The organism is Pseudomonas kielensis, assembly GCF_014236655.1.
GTDB lineage: Bacteria > Pseudomonadota > Gammaproteobacteria > Pseudomonadales > Pseudomonadaceae > Aquipseudomonas > Aquipseudomonas kielensis.
The window spans coordinates 12,803-29,948 of the sequence record NZ_JACMYG010000013.1 but is presented as its reverse complement, the minus strand read 5'-3'; the positions used below and the strand labels follow the sequence as shown (position 1 = coordinate 29,948).

Annotated in this window: 15 protein-coding genes; 9 read left to right on the top strand and 6 right to left on the bottom strand. The window is 63.6% G+C overall.

What is annotated here, in order from left to right:
• The first annotated feature begins 12 nt into the window (after positions 1–12).
• The 7 genes from H7995_RS14415 to H7995_RS14385 are packed head-to-tail and all read left to right on the top strand — an operon-like array spanning position 13 to position 5,630.
• Positions 13–834, top strand: a complete 822-nt coding sequence (locus tag H7995_RS14415; protein ID WP_185818526.1) for a fumarylacetoacetate hydrolase family protein — start codon at positions 13–15, stop codon at positions 832–834.
• Positions 827–1,765, top strand: coding sequence for an acetaldehyde dehydrogenase (acetylating) (locus tag H7995_RS14410; RefSeq protein WP_185818525.1), 939 nt, complete (start codon positions 827–829; stop codon positions 1,763–1,765). The genes H7995_RS14415 and H7995_RS14410 overlap by 8 nt, the downstream gene beginning before the upstream one ends.
• A 10-nt stretch (positions 1,766–1,775) precedes the next feature.
• Positions 1,776–2,795, top strand: coding sequence for a 4-hydroxy-2-oxovalerate aldolase (gene dmpG, locus H7995_RS14405; protein WP_166590381.1), 1,020 nt, complete (start codon positions 1,776–1,778; stop codon positions 2,793–2,795).
• A 58-nt stretch (positions 2,796–2,853) separates the two neighbouring features.
• A complete protein-coding gene (locus H7995_RS14400) occupies positions 2,854–3,642 on the top strand; it encodes a 2-keto-4-pentenoate hydratase (protein WP_185818524.1) in 789 nt (262 codons plus the stop codon).
• Complete coding sequence (locus tag H7995_RS14395; protein WP_095169511.1) at positions 3,639–4,064, top strand: RidA family protein; 426 nt, start codon at positions 3,639–3,641, stop codon at positions 4,062–4,064. Before H7995_RS14400 ends, H7995_RS14395 begins: the two co-directional genes overlap by 4 nt.
• A gap of 10 nt (positions 4,065–4,074) precedes the next feature.
• Entirely contained in the window at positions 4,075–4,647 is a 573-nt protein-coding gene (locus H7995_RS14390; RefSeq protein ID WP_166590379.1) for a 3-hydroxyanthranilate 3,4-dioxygenase, read from the top strand.
• Positions 4,644–5,630, top strand: coding sequence for an amidohydrolase family protein (locus H7995_RS14385; RefSeq protein WP_166590378.1), 987 nt, complete (start codon positions 4,644–4,646; stop codon positions 5,628–5,630). Before H7995_RS14390 ends, H7995_RS14385 begins: the two co-directional genes overlap by 4 nt.
• Before the next feature lie 297 nt (positions 5,631–5,927).
• Here H7995_RS14385 and H7995_RS14380 read toward each other — a convergent pair whose 3' ends face one another.
• The 5 genes from H7995_RS14380 to kynU all read right to left on the bottom strand — a co-directional run bounded on the left by H7995_RS14380 (position 5,928) and on the right by kynU (position 12,961).
• On the bottom strand, positions 5,928–6,953 hold the full coding sequence (locus H7995_RS14380) for a porin (protein ID WP_166590377.1): 1,026 nt from the start codon (positions 6,951–6,953) through the stop codon (positions 5,928–5,930).
• Positions 6,954–7,050: 97 nt separating this feature from the next.
• The gene (locus H7995_RS14375; RefSeq protein WP_185818523.1) at positions 7,051–8,763 is read right to left on the bottom strand and encodes an LVIVD repeat-containing protein; all 1,713 of its coding nucleotides are present in this window, start codon (positions 8,761–8,763) and stop codon (positions 7,051–7,053) included.
• A gap of 85 nt (positions 8,764–8,848) precedes the next feature.
• On the bottom strand, positions 8,849–10,165 hold the full coding sequence (locus H7995_RS14370; RefSeq protein WP_185818522.1) for an OprD family porin: 1,317 nt from the start codon (positions 10,163–10,165) through the stop codon (positions 8,849–8,851).
• 104 nt (positions 10,166–10,269) lie between these two features.
• Positions 10,270–11,685: an amino acid permease gene (locus H7995_RS14365; protein ID WP_166590374.1), complete on the bottom strand. Its 1,416-nt coding sequence runs from the start codon at positions 11,683–11,685 to the stop codon at positions 10,270–10,272.
• Positions 11,686–11,716: 31 nt separating this feature from the next.
• On the bottom strand, positions 11,717–12,961 hold the full coding sequence (gene kynU, locus H7995_RS14360) for a kynureninase (protein WP_185818521.1): 1,245 nt from the start codon (positions 12,959–12,961) through the stop codon (positions 11,717–11,719).
• Between the two features lie 282 nt (positions 12,962–13,243).
• On the opposite strand from kynU, the gene H7995_RS14355 reads away from it, so the two are divergent.
• A complete protein-coding gene (locus H7995_RS14355; protein WP_182343414.1) occupies positions 13,244–14,698 on the top strand; it encodes an ArnT family glycosyltransferase in 1,455 nt (484 codons plus the stop codon).
• 41 nt (positions 14,699–14,739) lie between these two features.
• Here the strand turns inward: H7995_RS14355 and H7995_RS14350 are convergent, their stop codons facing one another.
• Entirely contained in the window at positions 14,740–15,960 is a 1,221-nt protein-coding gene (locus tag H7995_RS14350; protein ID WP_185818520.1) for an OprD family porin, read from the bottom strand.
• Between the two features lie 227 nt (positions 15,961–16,187).
• Between H7995_RS14350 and H7995_RS14345 the strand changes: the two genes are divergently transcribed.
• Positions 16,188–17,093 carry a LysR substrate-binding domain-containing protein gene (locus H7995_RS14345; RefSeq protein WP_166590406.1) on the top strand — a complete coding sequence of 302 codons (906 nt, stop codon included), beginning with the start codon at positions 16,188–16,190 and terminating at the stop codon, positions 17,091–17,093.
• Positions 17,094–17,146: the final 53 nt, after the last annotated feature.

The following is a 17,146-nucleotide window of genomic DNA, read 5'->3' as shown; positions in this document are numbered from 1 at the left end:
GGAGTCTCGTCCATGCATGCAGCTCTCATCGAAGCGGCCAACCGGCTGCGCCAGGCCGAACGCGACGGGCAACCCTGCCCGCCGGTTCGCGAACTGATCGCCAGTGCCCTCGCCGCAGATCCCTCGGCAGACCCGGTCGCCCTCGCCTACGCCGTGCAGCACCACAACACCCAAGCCGCCATCACGGCTGGGCAGCGTCCGGTCGGGCGCAAGATCGGCCTGACCTCCTACGCGGTCCAGCAGCAACTGGGGGTCGATCAGCCGGACTTCGGTCAACTGTTCGCCAGCATGGCCCGTGGCGACGATCAGCCAATTGCCTGGCGTGACACCCAGCAGCCCAAGGTCGAGGCGGAAATCGCCCTGGTGCTGGAACACGACCTGTGCCACGAGCGCCACACCATGGCCGACCTGATCCGCGCCACGGCCTTCGCCCTGCCGGCCATCGAAGTGGTGGGCAGCCGCATCGCCCAATGGGACATCCGCCTGGTCGACACCATCGCCGACAACGCCTCTTCAGGCCTGTTCGTGCTCGGCAGTCGCCCGGTGCAACTGGCGCAACTGGACCTGGTGCACTGTGGCATGAGCATGACCCTGGGCGGCGAGCCGGTATCGGTGGGCGCCGGTGCGGCGTGCCTGGGCAACCCGTTGAACGCGGCGCTGTGGCTGGCCGACACCATGGTCCGGTTCGGTGCGCCGTTGCGCGCCGGCGACATCCTCCTGACCGGCGCCCTCGGGCCGATGGTCGCGGCGCAACCGGGCAATGTGTTCACCGCCCACATCCAGGGCCTGGGCAGCGTCACCGCCGCCTTCGAGCGGAGCACTGAGCATGACTGACAAACTGAAGGTCGCCATCATCGGCTCCGGCAACATCGGCACCGACCTGATGATCAAAATCCTGCGCAACGCCCGGCACCTGGAAATGGCCGTGATGGTCGGCATCGACCCGGCCTCCGACGGCCTGGCCCGTGCCGCACGCATGGGCGTGGCGATCACCCACGAAGGGGTTGAAGGCCTGGCACGGATGGACGTGTTCCAGGACATCGACTTCGTGTTCGATGCCACCTCCGCCGGCGCCCATGTCGCCAACGACGCGTTCCTGCGGGCCATCAAGCCAGGCATCCGCCTGATCGACCTGACGCCGGCGGCGATTGGCCCGTACTGCGTGCCGGTGGTCAACCTGGAACAGAACCTGGACCAGCTCAACGTCAACATGGTCACCTGCGGCGGCCAAGCGACGATCCCGATGGTGGCCGCGGTGTCACGCATCGCCAAGGTGCACTACGCCGAGATCGTCGCCTCCATCGCCAGCAAGTCCGCCGGCCCCGGCACCCGGGCCAACATCGACGAATTCACCGAGACCACCTCCAAGGCCATCGAAGTCATCGGCGGCGCCGGCAAGGGCAAAGCGATCATCGTGATGAACCCGGCCGAGCCGCCCCTGATGATGCGCGACACCGTGTTCGTGCTCTCGGACGCCGCCGATCAAGCCCAGGTCCAGGCCTCCATCGAAGAGATGGCGGCTGCGGTGCAGGCCTATGTACCGGGCTATCGCCTCAAGCAAAAAATACAGTTCGACGTGATCCCCGAGCAGACACCGCTGCACATCCCGGGCCTGGGCACCTTCTCGGGGCTCAAGACCTCGGTGTTCCTCGAGGTCGAAGGGGCCGCCCATTACTTGCCCGCCTACGCCGGCAATCTCGACATCATGACCTCCGCTGCCTTGGCCACCGCCGAGCGCATGGCGCAGTCGATGCTCAACGCCTGAGGAGCCTGCGATGACCTTCAACCCCGGCAAAAAGCTCTATATCTCCGACGTGACCCTGCGTGACGGCAGCCATGCGATTCGTCACCAGTACTCGCTCCAGAACGTGCAGGACATCGCCCGCGCCCTGGACAAGGCCCGCGTCGACGCCATCGAAGTGGCCCACGGCGACGGCCTGCAAGGGTCGAGCTTCAACTATGGTTTCGCCGCCCACACCGACCTTGAGTGGATCGAAGCCGCGGCGGATGTGATCAGCCACGCCAAGATCACCACCTTGCTGTTGCCCGGGATCGGCACGGTTCACGACTTGAAAGCGGCCTACAACGCCGGGGCACGGGTGGTGCGCATCGCCACCCATTGCACCGAGGCGGACGTCGCCCGACAGCACATCGAGTACGCCCGCGCGCTGGGCATGGACACCGTGGGGTTCTTGATGATGAGCCACATGATCCCCGCCGAGCAGCTCGCCGCCCAAGCCAAACTGATGGAAAGCTACGGCGCCACGTGCGTGTACATGGCCGACTCCGGTGGCGCGATGAGCATGCAGGATGTGCGCGATCGTTTCCGTGCCTTCAAGGCGGTGCTCAAACCCGAGACCCAGACCGGCATGCACGCCCACCACAACCTTTCGCTGGGGGTGGCCAACTCGATTGTCGCGGTCGAGGAAGGCTGCGACCGTATCGACGCCAGCCTCGCGGGCATGGGCGCCGGTGCCGGCAACGCGCCGCTGGAAGTGTTCATCGCCGCCGCCGAGCGCCTGGGCTGGAACCACGGCACCGACCTCTACACCTTGATGGACGCCGCCGACGATATCGTCCGCCCGCTGCAGGACCGCCCGGTACGGGTCGACCGCGAAACCCTGGCCCTGGGGTATGCCGGCGTCTATTCCAGCTTCCTGCGCCACGCGGAAATCGCCGCGCACAAATATGGCCTCAAGGCAGTGGACATCCTCGTCGAGCTGGGCAAGCGCCGCATGGTCGGCGGCCAGGAAGACATGATCGTCGACGTCGCCCTGGACCTGCTCAAACGCTAACCCAAACAACATCCCCTTGTGGGAGCGAGCTGGCACGTTCGCCCTTGGAGCAACCCCCATGACCACCGATATTGCCTACATCGCCCAGGCCCTGGACCAGGCAGCACGCAAAGCCGAAGCCGTGGCGCAGTTCAGTACCCAGTCGCCGTTTACCCTCGATGAGGCCTACCTGATCCAGCGTGCGTCGATGCAGCACCGCTACGCAGCGGGCGAGCGCCAGATCGGCCTCAAGCTGGGCTTCACCAGCCGGGCGAAGATGATCCAGATGGGCGTCGACAGCCTGATCTGGGGCTGGCTCACCGACGCCATGCTCGAAGAAGACGGCGGCGTCGTCGACCTGCAGCGCTTCATCCATCCACGGGCCGAACCCGAGGTGTGCTTTCTCACCCGGCGCACCATCGACCGCCCCTTGACCGCCCTGGAAGCAGTCGACTACCTGGAAGCCGTGGCACCGGCGATCGAGATCATCGACTCGCGCTACCAGGCCTTCAAGTTCAGCCTCGAAGACGTAGTCGCCGACAACTGCTCCTCCGCCGGGCTGGTGGTCGGCGCCTGGTCCCGGAACTTCGCCGCCCTGGACAACGCCGGGGTGCTGATGCGCGTCAATGGCCGGGTGGTCCAGGCCGGCTCAACCGCCGCGATCCTCGGCCACCCGCTGCGCAGCCTGGTGCAGGCCTCGCAGTTGCTGGCCAAGGCCGAGATCGCCCTGCCGGCCGGCAGCCTGATCATGGCCGGTGCCGCCACCGCCGCCGAAGCCCTGAGCCCGGGCGCCCATGTCAGCGTACAGATCGCCGGTTTCGGCGAATGCGGCTTCAGCGTTGCCAACCACCCAGGAGCAGGACAATGAGCCTCAATCGATCAACCGTGGTCGCCGGCAAGGCAACGCCACGGGGACGTTTCCCCCACATCAAGCGTGCCGGTGATTTCCTCTACGTGTCCGGCACCAGCTCGCGGCGTCCCGACAACAGCTTCGAGGGCGTGGAAGTCGATGCCCTGGGCACCACCCGCCTGGACATTCGCGCACAGACCCGCGCCGTGATCGAGAACATCCGCGACATCCTCAACAGCGAAGGCGCGGGCCTCGCGGACCTGGTCGAACTCAGCAGTTTTCTCGTCGACATGAACGACTTCGACGGTTACAACCAGGTCTACGCGCAATACTTCGACGAAACCGGCCCGACCCGCACCACCGTGGCCGTGCACCAACTGCCCCACCCGCACTTGCGCATCGAAATCAAAGCCGTGGCCTACGCCCCCCTCAACGCTTAAGGACAACAAGATGGACAAGCATCACTTCAGTCCACCCCTGAACTTCAATCGCTGGATCGAAGAATACGCCCACCTGCTCAAGCCCCCGGTGGGCAATCGCCAGCTGTGGAAAGACAGCGACACCATGGTCACGGTGGTCGGTGGCCCCAACCAGCGCACCGACTTCCACGATGACCCGGTGGAGGAGTTCTTCTACCAGTTCAAGGGCAACGCCTACCTGAACATCTGGGACCGTGGCCAGTACGAGCGCATCGATTTGCGCGAAGGCGACATGTACCTGATGGCCCCGCACGTGATCCACTCCCCCCAGCGTCCGGAGCCGGGCAGCCTGTGCCTGGTGATCGAAAAGTCCCGTCCGCCGGGGCAGTTCGATGCCCTGCAGTGGTCCTGTGCCCATTGCGGCACCCTGGTCAAACGCTATGAGTTGCAATTGCAAAGCATCGTCAACGACCTGCCACCGGTCTATGAACAGTTCTACGCCACCAGCGACGCCGAACGACGTTGCCAGGGTTGCGGTGAGATCCACCCCGGTCGCGATTGGCAAACCTGGCACCGCACCCTCGAAGCGGTGAAACGCCCATGAAAATCGACATGCATTCGCACTTTTTCCCCACCATCAGCCAGGCCGAGGCGGCACGACTGAGTGCCGACCGTGGGCCGTGGCTGCACACCAGCGGGCGCACCGGGCAGATCATGCTCGGCGACCAGCCGTTCCGTCCGGTGCATGACGTGCTATGGGACATGCACCGGCGCATCGAGCACCTCGACGAACAGGGCCTGGACGTGCAGATCATGTGCGCCACGCCGGTGATGTTCGCCTACGACGCACCGATCGAGCGTGCCCTGCCCTGGGCGCAACTGATGAACGACCGCGCCCTGGAAATGACCGCCGTGGCCCCGGACCGGCTCAAGGTCCTGGCCCAGGTGCCGTTGCAGGACATCGACGCCGCCTGCCGCGAGGCCAGCCGGGCCAAGGCTGCCGGTCATGTGGGCGTGCAGATTGGCAACCACGTCGGCAATCAGGACCTGGACCATGAAGGCCTGGTGAGGTTTTTCACCCACTGCGCCGAAGACGACATCCCGGTGCTGGTCCACCCCTGGGACATGATGGGCGGCGAGCGCATGCGCAAGTGGATGCTGCCGTGGCTGGTGGCGATGCCGGCGGAAACCCAACTGGGGATTCTGTCGCTGATCCTGTCTGGCGCCTTCGAACGCATTCCCACGTCACTGCGCCTGTGCTTTGCCCACGGCGGTGGCGGCTTCGCCTTCTTGCTGGGGCGCGTGGACAACGCCTGGCAACACCGCGATATCGTCCGCGAAGACTGCCCGAACCTGCCATCGAGCTACGTCAAACGCTTCTTCGTCGACTCCGCCGTGTTCGACCCGCGTTCGTTGAAATTGCTGGTGGACGTGATGGGCAGCGACCGGGTAATGCTCGGCTCCGACGCCCCGTTCCCCCTCGGGGAACAGAACATTGGTGCCGGCGTGATCGAGCATCCGCAACTGGATCAGGCGACCAAGGCCCAGATCCTGGGAAGCAATGCCCAGGCGTTCTTCGGGCTCTGACCCATTGCTGCACCCAGCCCCGCCGCAAGCCATTGCCGCGGGGCTTTTTCATGCCCCACACACAGTGTTTTTGGCTACCCACAGATTTTGCAGACACCCACCGAGATCTTGGCTGCCCACAGATTGTGCAGACACCCACCAGTCCAGTGTGGGAGCGGGCTTGCCCGCGATGGCAGTGTGTCAGGCACCATCAATATTGAATGTCCCGGCCCCATCGCGGACACACCGGGATCGTGGTCGCTCGCAGGTTTTCCAGGCACAAAAAAGGCGCCTTTCGGCGCCCGCTTTCAGCGTTGCTTAAAACTTGTAGCGCACCCCCATTTGCAGCCCCTCAGGGTTCTCGTTGCGCAACGGGCTTTCCAGGTTCCAGCTCACCGGGTAACGCACGTCCGAGTCGCGGTTGTGATGCACGTAGCCGTACACCGCGTACAGGTCGGTCTGCTTGTTGAAGTTGTAGATGTACGCCAGGTTGATGCCCGTGGCGTCGCTCAAGGCTTCGTTCTTGCGGTCGTCCTTGTAGACCAGGCTGACGGCAATGTTCTGGGTGTCCCAGAAATTGTGTCGAATACCCAACTGCAGGTCGCTGCCATTGGATTCAAAATCCACCCACGGCGCGTAGGCGTAGTAACCGACGTAACGGTGATAGACCGCCATCAGGTCCGTGGTGCCCATGGTGTAGACCACGGTGAAGTAGGCATCCGTCGCCTGCTCCATGGTGTGCTTGTCCCACAGGTTGCGCTGGTACTTGCGATCCACCGCGGCGGCAAAGTACCAGGGGCTGTCCGCCCAGTAGTCGATGCTGGTGCTGTAGACCACACCGTCGCGACTGCCATCGTTCTCGCCCAGGGTGGCCATGCCACGGAACTGATAGCCCTCGTAGCGTGGGCTGATGTACATCAGCGAGTCGTCTTCACGCCACGGTGCATAGAACACCTGGACGTTGTTGACCAGGCTGTAGTCGTTGCCATACAGGGGGTCGGCATAGCCGTAACTGTTGGCGGATGGGGTGTCCTGGCGACCGGCGCTGAGGGTCCCCCAACGCTCTGAAATCACCTGGTAATAGACTTCGCGCTTACCCGTCGAGTCATCGGAATGGGGGTTGTACATGGCTTCGTAGACGGCATTGAGCTTGATGTCGTCCGTCACTTCCTGGAAATACTTGAACTGGATGCGGTTGGAGCTCAAGCCCGCACCCGTCAGTCGATCCACGGTATCGCCTCCCGAGCGCGCCACTTCGTACGTCAGGTCAACCACCCCGGACACCTTGAACTCCGCATAGCAAGCGCCACTCATCAACGGAAGGGCGAGCAATAGTTTGCGCATGAAAAACTCCGGACACTGCAAAAGCGCTGGTCGGTGGTTCGTTGTCGAACCACCGCCAGACTTTGCTTACTTGTTGTTATGGTGAGTTGTCTGGTTTTCAGTCCCGGGCCGGCCAGATTTTGCTCGGAGCCTCGAAATTCGGCTTGCCCAGCAATGGCGTCGACAGGGCATAGAAGCCGTGGTTGGTGAAGACCCAGATCAGGTTGCGGTCGTACTCGGTGTAGGTGCCATGGGTCAGGTTGCCCATCGCATAACTGGCCACGTTCTTGGTGTCGAACGGCGGCACGAAGTAGGCGCCGATGGTCGGTTTGCCTGGCTCACGCACGTCGAACACCTGGACCCCGGCGTTGTAGAACGCGTACGGCAGGATGCCCTCGCGCGAGACGCCTGGCTGGGTGTAGTAACCGGAACGCTTGGGCCCGAAGCTGCCCTTGCGCTGGCAGTAGTCGGTGAACGCAGCGTCTGCCGGTGGCGTCGGACGCGGCAGAACGTGCTGGATCGCCGGCTTCTGCGGGTTGCTGACGTCCACCGCGAAGATGTCCTTTTTCGCCTCGAAACAATCTTCCGACAGTGGGTAGCCACTGAAGTAGATGATCCCGGTCTTCTCCACTTGCGAGACGTCGATGTTGTCGCCTTCGGTACCGGCCACGCTCACCGGAAACTCCAGGTGACCGACCACTTTCATGTTGTCGGCCTGGGTGATGTCGACCACATAGAGCCCCATCCCGCCCATGGCGGCGTAGCCGTACTTGCCACCCTGCTCGACGGTTTTCGGAATGAACAGCGACATGCGCGCGCCCATCCAGGACGCACGGTTACCGGCACGCGGGTTGGCCTTGAACACCGCCTCGTGTTGCGGGTCACCGACGATCTGGCCGGGAATGGTCAGCATGTCCAGCAGCTTGGGATTGCTCGGGTCGGACATGTCCCAGGACTGGTAGCCGGCGTTGTACAGGTCGTTGGGGTATTCGGTCAGTGCGTACTTGTCGCTCGGTGCGGCGGCCACGTACATCACGTCGCCCCCGAAATAGGCGGGAATGTCACGCACGCCGGAGCCCTGCTGTTCGCCGATCGGCGCATCCGGGTGTTCGATGTCGGTGGTGCGGGTGGCGATCAGTTTCCAGTCGTCCGGCAACGGGCCATTCATCTCGTAGACCTTGAAGCCTTTGAGGTGCTTGGACTTGCGGATGGCCTCGACTTTGTCAGGCTCGCGGTACTTGTCGCTCAACACGCCAAAACGGCGAACCTCGAAGGACTGGACCATGATGTTCTTGCCCAGTTTCTTGTTCCACTGCACCGATGCCGCGCCAAACATATCGTCTGGGGCGTAGGGGTTTTCTTCCTTGCTCGGGCCGTCCGCGCCCCAGGTCGAGCCCTTGGTGAACACCAGCTTCACGTCTTTGGGGTGGGTGATATCGAAGATCTTCAGGTTGCGGCGCACGTACTGGTAGAGGTAGCGCTTGCCGTCGAAGTCGACGATGTTCTGCCAGGTGTGAAACGGCTCGACCGTGATCGGGTAGTAGGCCTCGACGGTCATGTTCTTGATGTAGCTTTTGGTGTCCCAGTAATCCAGCTCGCCGGCGAACGGCTCACCTTCATGGCTGAACGGCGTGGCCACCGGGTGGGTGAACTTGCCCGTGGCCTTGTCCATGCCATAACTGCCCGGGGCCGGCATCGGTGGAATCTTGTCCACCGACAAGGCCGTCTGCTGTTTGACGAATGGGTCGCTGATATTGACCGGTGCCGAGCTGTCCGCCTGGACGCTGGCGCACAGGCCCAGCATCACGCAGGCGCTCAGCGCACTGGTCAAAAAAGGCGCTCGGCGAGTGTAGGGGAGTCGCATTGTTTTCATTATTCACTCCAGTGGTAGTGCCCGGGTGGGCAGTGCAGGGGGTCTACAAAATGTCGATCGGGTAATCGGTGATCAGGCGAAAGTCATCCAGGTCGCCCGAGCCCTGGTCGCGATCGGCTCGGTGCCAGGCCTGTCGGGCACGCACACTCAAGCCCTTGGCCGGGCCGGACTGGACCACGTAGCGCAGTTCCAGGTTGATTTCGTGGTGCTCGCCGTCGTCGCCATACCGCCCGGCATAGGGACTGCTGGCGGCGATGTGGCTGCCATCGATGCCCCAGCCGCGCACAAAGCGGCTCATGAAGCTCAGGCCGGGCACACCGTAAGTGGCCAGCGCGAGGTCGTAACGCAGTTGCCAGGAACGCTCCTGCGGGCCGTTGAAGTCAGAGAACTGCGCGGCGTTGGGCAACAGGATCGAGGCGCCCTGGTCGTTGCCGTTGCGGCCGTGGCGGTTCTTGTCGCCGACACCGAGGTAATCGAAGGGGGTATCGCCGTCGATCTTCTGCAGCCCCAGCAACCAGCGATGGCCACCGCTGCGCCAGAACGTCGACAGCCCCAGGCTGGTGTTATTGATCTCGCCAGCCTTGGCTTGCCCCTCGTCCAGCGTGCGGTAGGCCGTCAGCCCCAGGCCGAGCTGGTTGTGCGGGTCGAGGTCAATGCGCGCGTCGAGATTGGCGTAGTACTGGTTCCAGATGTCCTCGAAGCGCGAGCCGTACAGCGTGGCGCTCACCCCCGGCGACAGTTGGTAGGTGCCGCCCAGGTAGTCCGCCGTCGCCGTGGGAACCCCGGCCATCACCGCCCACAGGTCGCCATCGCCGTTGGTGGTCACCGGGCTGGTGCCGGAGGTGAAGTGCCCGGCCTGAACCTCAAGCGCCTCCACTTCACGGCTGACCAGCGACAGCCCCGTGGCGGTCTGCGGCACGATGCGAAAGTGACTGACGCCGAACACCGGGGTTTCCGGACGCTGTTCACCGTACTTGAGCACGCTGTCGGACAGCCGCAGCTTCAGCGCGGCACCGCCCTTGCCGTAGCTGTCGGCCGGTTCGCCGTCATCGTGTACCGGCAGGTTGCCCGTGCCGGACTTGTCCGCCGGGGCATCGAGCTTCAAGCCAAGGTAAGCGAAGGCATCCATGCCGACCCCAAGCGTGCCCTCGGTGAACCCGGAGTTGAACTGGCCCAGCACGCCTTGCGTCCAGTCGCGGGCATCGCGGCGGCCGTCTTCCTTGCTGCGGTTGAAGTAGGAGTTGCGCAGCAGCAATTGCGCGCTGCTATCGGCGATAAAACCGCGCGCAGGCTCGGCGGCGAACGAAGTCACCGCGCAGGCGCTGGCCAACAACAGAACGGTGGTTCTGGCGTGATTCATGACAATCCCGTGTGAAAGGTGGGCCGCTCCCACAAGGGCTGTGCCTGGCCCTCATGTTTTCGGATTCAGAAAACGCCGGACCGTCCCTGGTCAGGCAGCGCCACTCAACGTTGCAGTGGCAAGGGCTTGGGTGCGTCTGTCGAGACGGCGGCCTTCTGCCGGAAGCGCAGGAAGTAGATCAACAGGATCACCGCCAGGAACGGAATGCCACACAGCAAGGTGGGGGCAAACTCTTCGGTGAACAGCGTGGTGACCATCACCGCCAGCATCAGCAGCAACCCGCCCAGGCTGGTCCATGGGTACCCCCAGAGCTTGAAGGCCAGGGGTTGACCGGCCTGGCGGCGGCGGAAGAACAGGTGCGTGAGGAAGATCCCGGCCCAGGTGAACATCGCACCGAACATGGCAATCGACATCATCAGGGTGAAGGCTTTTTCCGGGTACGCCAGGTACAACAGCGTCGCCAGACCAATCCCCACCGACGACAGCAGCAGCGCTGACAACGGTACCCCTTTGCTGTTGAGGCGACCGAACACCGCCGGTGCCTGGCCGGCCCGCGACAGGCTGAACATCAAGCGTGTGGTGATGTACAGCTGACTGTTCATGGCCGACAGGGCGGCAATCAGAATCACCGCGTTGAACACCGCGCCGGCGTAAGGCACGCCAGTGGCTTCCATCACCGTGACGAACGGGCTCTGGCCACCGCTGTTCTGGCCCCAGGGCACAATCGCCAGGACCAGGGCGATGGTCAGCAGGTAGAACACCACCAGGCGCACCACGGTAATCCGGAACGCACGGGTCACCGCGCGCTGCGGGTCCTTGGCCTCACCGGCCGCCACCGCGATCATCTCGATACTCAGGTAGCTGAAGAACGCGACGATCACCGCCACCCAGGTGCCCCACCAGCCGTTGGGGAAAAAGCCCCGGTCGTTGCTGTAGTTGGCAAAGCCGATCGAGGAGTCGGCCGGGGCGCCGTACACCACATAGGCGCCCAGCAGGATGAACACCACAATCGCGCAGAGTTTGATCAGCGAGAACAGGTACTCAATGGCACCAAACACCTTGACGCTGAAGGCGTTGGCGACAATCAGCGCCATGGAGAACGCGACCATCCAGTAGCCACCCGGTACGTCCGGGTACCAGTACTTCATGTACATCGCCGCCGCCGTGATCTCGGTCCCGACCGCAAACACGATCGAGGACCAGTAGGCGTAGCGGATCGCGAAGCCAAACCAGGGCGCCACGTAGAACTCGGCAAAAGAACCGAACGACCCCGAGGTCGGGTGGCGCACAGTCATCTCCGCCAGACAGCCCATCAGCAACAGGGCGATCAAGGCACCGATGCCATAACTGACCAGGACGCTGGGGCCGGCAAAGCCGATGGCAAAACCGCTGCCCAGGAACAGGCCGGTGCCGATGGCGCCACCAATGGCGATCATCGACAACTGGCCGCTGGTCAGGCTCTGCTTCAAGCCTTTTTCGCGGTCTATCAAGTGTTCGAAGGTGCTGGTTGTTTTTGTCATTGCACGTTTACTCCGAATCGGTGGGAGGAACTCAGGTCACTGACTTGCGGGCCAGGAACTCCGGGCGATCCCATTCTTTTTGCTCGAGGATGGCGCGCAGGGCGACCACGCTGTCCCAGACGTCGACATAGCGGATGTACAGCGGGGCAAACCCGAAGCGCAGGATGTCCGGCGCACGGAAGTCGCCGACGATGCCCCGGGCGATCAGCGCCTGCATCACCGCGTAGGCTTGCTCATGCGCCAGCGACACCTGGCTGCCGCGCTCTTCGCCGTTGCGCGGTGAGCGCAAGTCGATGCCCAGGTCGGCCAGTTGCTCGTCGCACAGGCGGATGAACAGATCGCCCAGGGCCACGCTCTTCTCGCGCAACAGGTTCAGGTCGACGCCGTCGAACACCTCCAGGGCCGCCTCCAGCGCCAGCACGCCGAGCTGGGGCGCGGTGCCGGTGAGCATCCGGTCGATGGTCGGGTGGGGGCGAAAGTGATGGTCGAAATCGAACGGCTTGGCGTGCCCGTGCCAGCCGGTGAGCGGCTGGCGAATGTGCGGGATGTGGCGCTCGGCAACAAACACAAAGGCCGGCGCACCAGGCCCGCCATTGAGGTACTTGTAGCCACAGCCCACGGCGAAGTCGGCGTTCACCCCATTGAGTGCAATCGGCATGGCACCGGCCGAGTGGCACAGGTCCCAGACCACCAGCGCGCCAACCGCATGGGCCCGCTCGGTAATGCGCGCCATATCGTAGCGCTTGCCGGATTTGAAGTTGACGTGGGTCAGGGACACAATCGCCACGTCTTCATCCAGGGCGTCGAGGATCTCGTCCGGTTCGACGCAGCGCAGCTGGCTGCCGGTCAGTTCGGCCACGCCATCGGCGATGTACACGTCGGTGGGGAAGTTGCCCTTCTCCGCCAGGATCACGCTGCGCCCAGGGCGCAGGCGCGTCGCCGCCACCAGCACTTTGAACAGGTTGATCGAGGTGGAGTCGGCAACGATCACCTCGTGTCCCTGGGCGCCAATCAACGCCGCGATCTTCGCGCCAGTGCGCTGCGGGGCCGGGTACCACTCGGCATCGTTCCAGGAACGAATCAGGCCCTGGGCCCATTCCTGCTTGAGGACTTTCTCGATTCGCGCGGGAATGTGGGCCGGCATGGCGCCCAGCGAATTGCCGTCGAGGTAGATCTCGCCCTCCGGCAAATCGAAACGCTCACGCGAGGCGCCCAAGGCATCAAGACGGTCAAGGTACTCAAAATCCGCTCGCGTCGCGGGGCTGGACATGGACATACAGGCTCCTTCAGGATTTTCTTTTTCTAATAGGGTCGGCGGTCTGCGACTTGAGGGGGCAGTCCGCTACGAAGTGGCTTGATGCTACCCTCGCATGCCATTACCCGAAAATAGAAAAGCCTGCGTCAAGTATTCTCGACCGTTATAGCCAGCCAATCCGCACATCGGCTCAATCGCCCTGCAATGCGCCATCTGTCACACGCCGTTCACTGATTGTTCAGATTCGCCGCCCTATACTTTGCCGCCCTCCTCCCCGTCCTCTCCTTCGGTGGCCCAAAGCACATGACGCGCCCTGCTCCGTTGCTATTCCTGCTCGCCGCCCTGCTGTTTTTCTTCGCCCTGGGCAACCACCAATTGCAAGGCTCCACCGAAGCCCGGGTCGCGGGCATTGCGATGCAGATGCACCTGGACAATGACTGGGTGACCCCACGCCTGCTCGACCAACCCTTTCTGGAAAAACCACCCCTGAGCCTGTGGCTCGATGCCGCGGCGATTCGCGCATTCGGCGGCACCCCCTGGGCGGTGCGCCTGGCGTCGGCCTTTGCCGGTTTGTGCAGCGTGATGCTGCTGTATGGGGCGTTGCGCCGCTTCGGCCGACCCAAGGCGATCGCCTTCAGCGCCGGGATCATGCTGGCCACCATGGGCAGCTACTGGGGCAATGTGCGCGGCGTCGGTGAAGATGCGCTGCTGAGCCTGGGGGTCAGCCTGGCGCTGCTGGCCTTCTATCAGGCCCACAAACAGCAGGCCGCGCAGCAGAGCGCCAAGGCCAGCTGGAGCATGTTCGCGCTCGGGATCGCCATCGCCACGCTGAGCAAGGGTGTGCTCGGCCTGGCCATGCCGGGGGTGGTGATCTTTACCTTCCTGGTGGCCGAGAGCCTGATCGACAAGCGCTTCACCCTGGCGCGCTGGGTTCGCCCGGCACTGATGACCGCATGCGGTCTGCTTCCGCTGGTGATCTGGCTCTACATGCTCTACCAGCGCGGCGGCGCACCGGCCCTGACCGAGATCCTGCTGACCAACAGCGTCGGGCGCTTTGACGGCTCGTTTGTCGAAGCCGGCCACTACGAGCCGTTCTACTACTACCTGGGCAAACTGCCAGAAGCCTTCCTGCCGTGGAACATCCTGGTCTACCTGGGGCTGTGGCACTTTCGCAAAAGCCTGGCGAACAATCGCTACCTTCTGTTCTTCACGGTGTGGCTGCTGGCCCAGTTCCTGATGCTGACCCTGGCCTCCAGCAAACGCACGGTGTACCTGATGTCCCTGACCCCCGCCGCTGCGGTGATCGCCGCCGAATACGCCTTCGTACTGCTGGAGCGCTTGCGCCAGCGCACCACGGCCACCGGCTTGCTGGGCATGATCGCCCGTCATCGCCAGCGGATCGCGGTGGGCATCCTCGGTGTGCTGATCGCCGTCTACCTGGGCGCCGCGCACTGGGCCGCGCCGAGGGCTGATCGCAAGCTGTCGTTCCTGCCGCTGACCGAGCAGATCCAGACGCTGCAAGCCAACGGGCAGATCGTGGCCCTGTACCAGGCCAACGAACGCACCGCCGGGGCGACGGTGTTCTACATCCAGAGCCTGCTCAAGGACCTGAAAACCGAAGCCGAGTTGATGGCCTTCCTCGGCGCGTCACCGGGTAACGTCGCGCTGATCGCCAGGGCCACGCCGCCCCCGCCGCCGTTGCAGGTGCTCAAGCGCATGTCGGTGGGGAGCCAGCTCTATTACTTCGTCACGCTGTGATGCCAGTACCGTAGCTCGCCACAACAGCGATCAACGCACCTCTACCAAAGCGCCAGCTCATAGGTCAGGTACAGGCGGTTGTTGTCGCGGTCGCTGGCGTAGGTCGAGCGGTACGTTGCCTTGCGGTACTCCATGCCCACGCCCTTGAGCGCGCCGTCCTGAATCACGTAGCGCAGGTTGGTGTCGGACTCCCACTCTCGGACCTCGCGGCCTTTGAGTTCACCGTTCTCACCCTTGTAGTAGCGGGTCATGAACGTCAGGCCCGGCAACAGGGCCACCAGGTCATAGTCGTAACGCACCATCCAGGTCTGCTCGCCGGCCTGGATGAACTTGCCCACCCCGGCGTTGCTGAATGAGTAGACGGTGGACACGCTGGTGTAGGGCAGCGCGGTGGAGCCGCTGACTTTCTGGTAGCCCACGCCCAAGGCGCCAGCACCCAACTTGTAGGTGAACAAGCCACTGAACATGTCGGCGTCCACCGCACCGTTGCGGGCCTCGCCGGCATCGTTGCTGATGAAATAACGCAGGTCACTGGTCAAGGTGCCGCTGCCCACCGGCTGCTTGTGCACCAGCCCGAGGAACTGCTGACGATAGAACTCGCGCATTTCCCCGTAGTACCAAGTGCCGCTGAGCGTGGGGGTGAAGGCATAGGTGGCGCCGGCGAAGTCGAAGTCGGTGCCCTTGCCGCTGTAGCCCTGGGGATAAATATCGACGCTGTCGGTGGAATTTCGCTGTTTGAACTTGTCCAGGTGACCGGTGTGCAGGTACAGGTTGCGGATGCCGTTGTACTCGACCTGGGTGCCCTGGAAGGTTTGCGGCAACAGGCGCCCGTCGTTGGCGACCAGCACCGGGATCTTGGGCAACAGCGTGCCGCTTTTCACCACGGCATCGCCGAGGCGCATCTTGGCGGTGAGGCCCAGGCTGGAAAATTCATCGGCCGCATGGCCGTCATCGTGTACCGGCAACAAGCCGGTGCCGGCATGGGTCGGGCTGGAATCGAGCTTGAGCCCGGCCAGTGCCAGGGCGTCGAGGCCAAAGCCGACGGTGCCTTCGGTGTAGCCCGACTGCAGGTTGAGCAAGAAGCCCTGGGCCCACTCCCGACGGTCGTTGCCGCCATCGCGGTAGTCATCGTTGAAGTAGTAATTGCGCAAGGTCAGCTTGCCTTTTGCATCCTCGATGAAACCCTGGGCCATCAGTGCTGGCGATACCGTCGCCAGCAAGCCTGCGGACACGATGCCGCTTCTCGTGAACAGCTCACGCATGGTTGTTTCCTCATTGCCGTCTTGTCGATTTTATGGGCAGTGGCAACGCTCCCTAAGTGGGGTCTGCCTGATTCAGTGAGTGGCGCCACGCTGGACTCGGCGGCGCGTTGGGGCGGACACTAGCGGCTCGTCGGCACGCCCACAACGTTATGCGAGAAGCGCATCAGGCTATGCGTAAGTTCGTCAGACGGGGCGTCGCGCACCTGGAAAACCATGGGAATCGTCGTGTGAACCTCAAGCAACTCGAAGCCTTCAAAGCCATCATGTCCACCGGTTCGACCATCGGTGCCGCCACCCGCATGGGCCTGTCGCAGTCAGCGGTCAGCCGCCTGCTCACCCAACTGGAAGAGGCCCTGGGCTTCGCCCTGTTCCTGCGCAAGAAGGGCCGCCTGATGGCCACGCCCGAAGCCGAGGAACTGTTGGCCGAAGTCGCCGGCCTGGTCGATGGCATGCAGCGCATCCAGCGCCTGGCCGACGAGTTGCGCATCGGGCGCTCACGCAAGCGCCTGCTCAAGATCGGCGTGCCCACCAGCATGGCTTCCGAACTGCTGCCCAGGATCGTCGCCGAGTTTCTCAATGATCACCAAGACGTGGTAATCGAGTTGCTCACCGGCTCCTACGACATGATCGAGCGCGCGGTGCTGGACCGCTCCGCCGACCTGGGGTTTGTGCGCCTGCCCACCGAGCTGCCAGACTTCGAGATCGAGTCGGTGCTGCAGACCGAAGGCGTGTGCGTGATGCCGGCCAACCACCCGCTGAGTCGCCACGCCGAAATCGACGTACGCCTGCTGCATGACGTGCCGTTGGTGCTGCTGGGGCGCCAGCGGGCGCTGCGCGCCGAGCTCAATCAAGTGTTCCGCGCCGCCCACCTGACGCCACAAGTGCGCATCGAAGTGCACTCGGTGGGCGCGGCCTGCGCCTTTGTCGCCGAAGGCCTGGGGGTGTCGATTGTCAACGGACTGCTGGCCAGCCACTTCGCCCATTTGCCGATTGTCACCCGTCCCTTCCGCCCCGCGCTGCCCTACGCGTTCGGGCTGGCATTCCGTCGTGACGAGCCGCGCTCGCTGATGGTCAGTACCTTTGCCGAACACCTCAAGCAGCGCTTGAACGCCTCGCTCACGACCTCGATTTAGTCGCTGTGGCGAGCGAATGTGCTCGCCACCCACGCCACGCCAGCACATCGCAC

Excerpts from the sequence above, each read along its gene's own strand:
- H7995_RS14365 (WP_166590374.1), bottom strand. The coding sequence starts at position 11,685 with ATGACAAAAACAACCAGCACCTTCGAACACTTGATAGACCGCGAAAAA.
- H7995_RS14355 (WP_182343414.1), top strand. The coding sequence starts at position 13,244 with ATGACGCGCCCTGCTCCGTTGCTATTCCTGCTCGCCGCCCTGCTGTTT.
- H7995_RS14410 (WP_185818525.1), top strand. The coding sequence starts at position 827 with ATGACTGACAAACTGAAGGTCGCCATCATCGGCTCCGGCAACATCGGC.
- H7995_RS14390 (WP_166590379.1), top strand. The coding sequence starts at position 4,075 with ATGGACAAGCATCACTTCAGTCCACCCCTGAACTTCAATCGCTGGATC.
- H7995_RS14415 (WP_185818526.1), top strand. The coding sequence starts at position 13 with ATGCATGCAGCTCTCATCGAAGCGGCCAACCGGCTGCGCCAGGCCGAA.
- H7995_RS14350 (WP_185818520.1), bottom strand. The coding sequence starts at position 15,960 with ATGCGTGAGCTGTTCACGAGAAGCGGCATCGTGTCCGCAGGCTTGCTG.
- H7995_RS14400 (WP_185818524.1), top strand. The coding sequence starts at position 2,854 with ATGACCACCGATATTGCCTACATCGCCCAGGCCCTGGACCAGGCAGCA.
- H7995_RS14385 (WP_166590378.1), top strand. The coding sequence starts at position 4,644 with ATGAAAATCGACATGCATTCGCACTTTTTCCCCACCATCAGCCAGGCC.
- dmpG (WP_166590381.1), top strand. The coding sequence starts at position 1,776 with ATGACCTTCAACCCCGGCAAAAAGCTCTATATCTCCGACGTGACCCTG.
- H7995_RS14380 (WP_166590377.1), bottom strand. The coding sequence starts at position 6,953 with ATGCGCAAACTATTGCTCGCCCTTCCGTTGATGAGTGGCGCTTGCTAT.
- kynU (WP_185818521.1), bottom strand. The coding sequence starts at position 12,961 with ATGTCCATGTCCAGCCCCGCGACGCGAGCGGATTTTGAGTACCTTGAC.
- H7995_RS14395 (WP_095169511.1), top strand. The coding sequence starts at position 3,639 with ATGAGCCTCAATCGATCAACCGTGGTCGCCGGCAAGGCAACGCCACGG.
- H7995_RS14370 (WP_185818522.1), bottom strand. The coding sequence starts at position 10,165 with ATGAATCACGCCAGAACCACCGTTCTGTTGTTGGCCAGCGCCTGCGCG.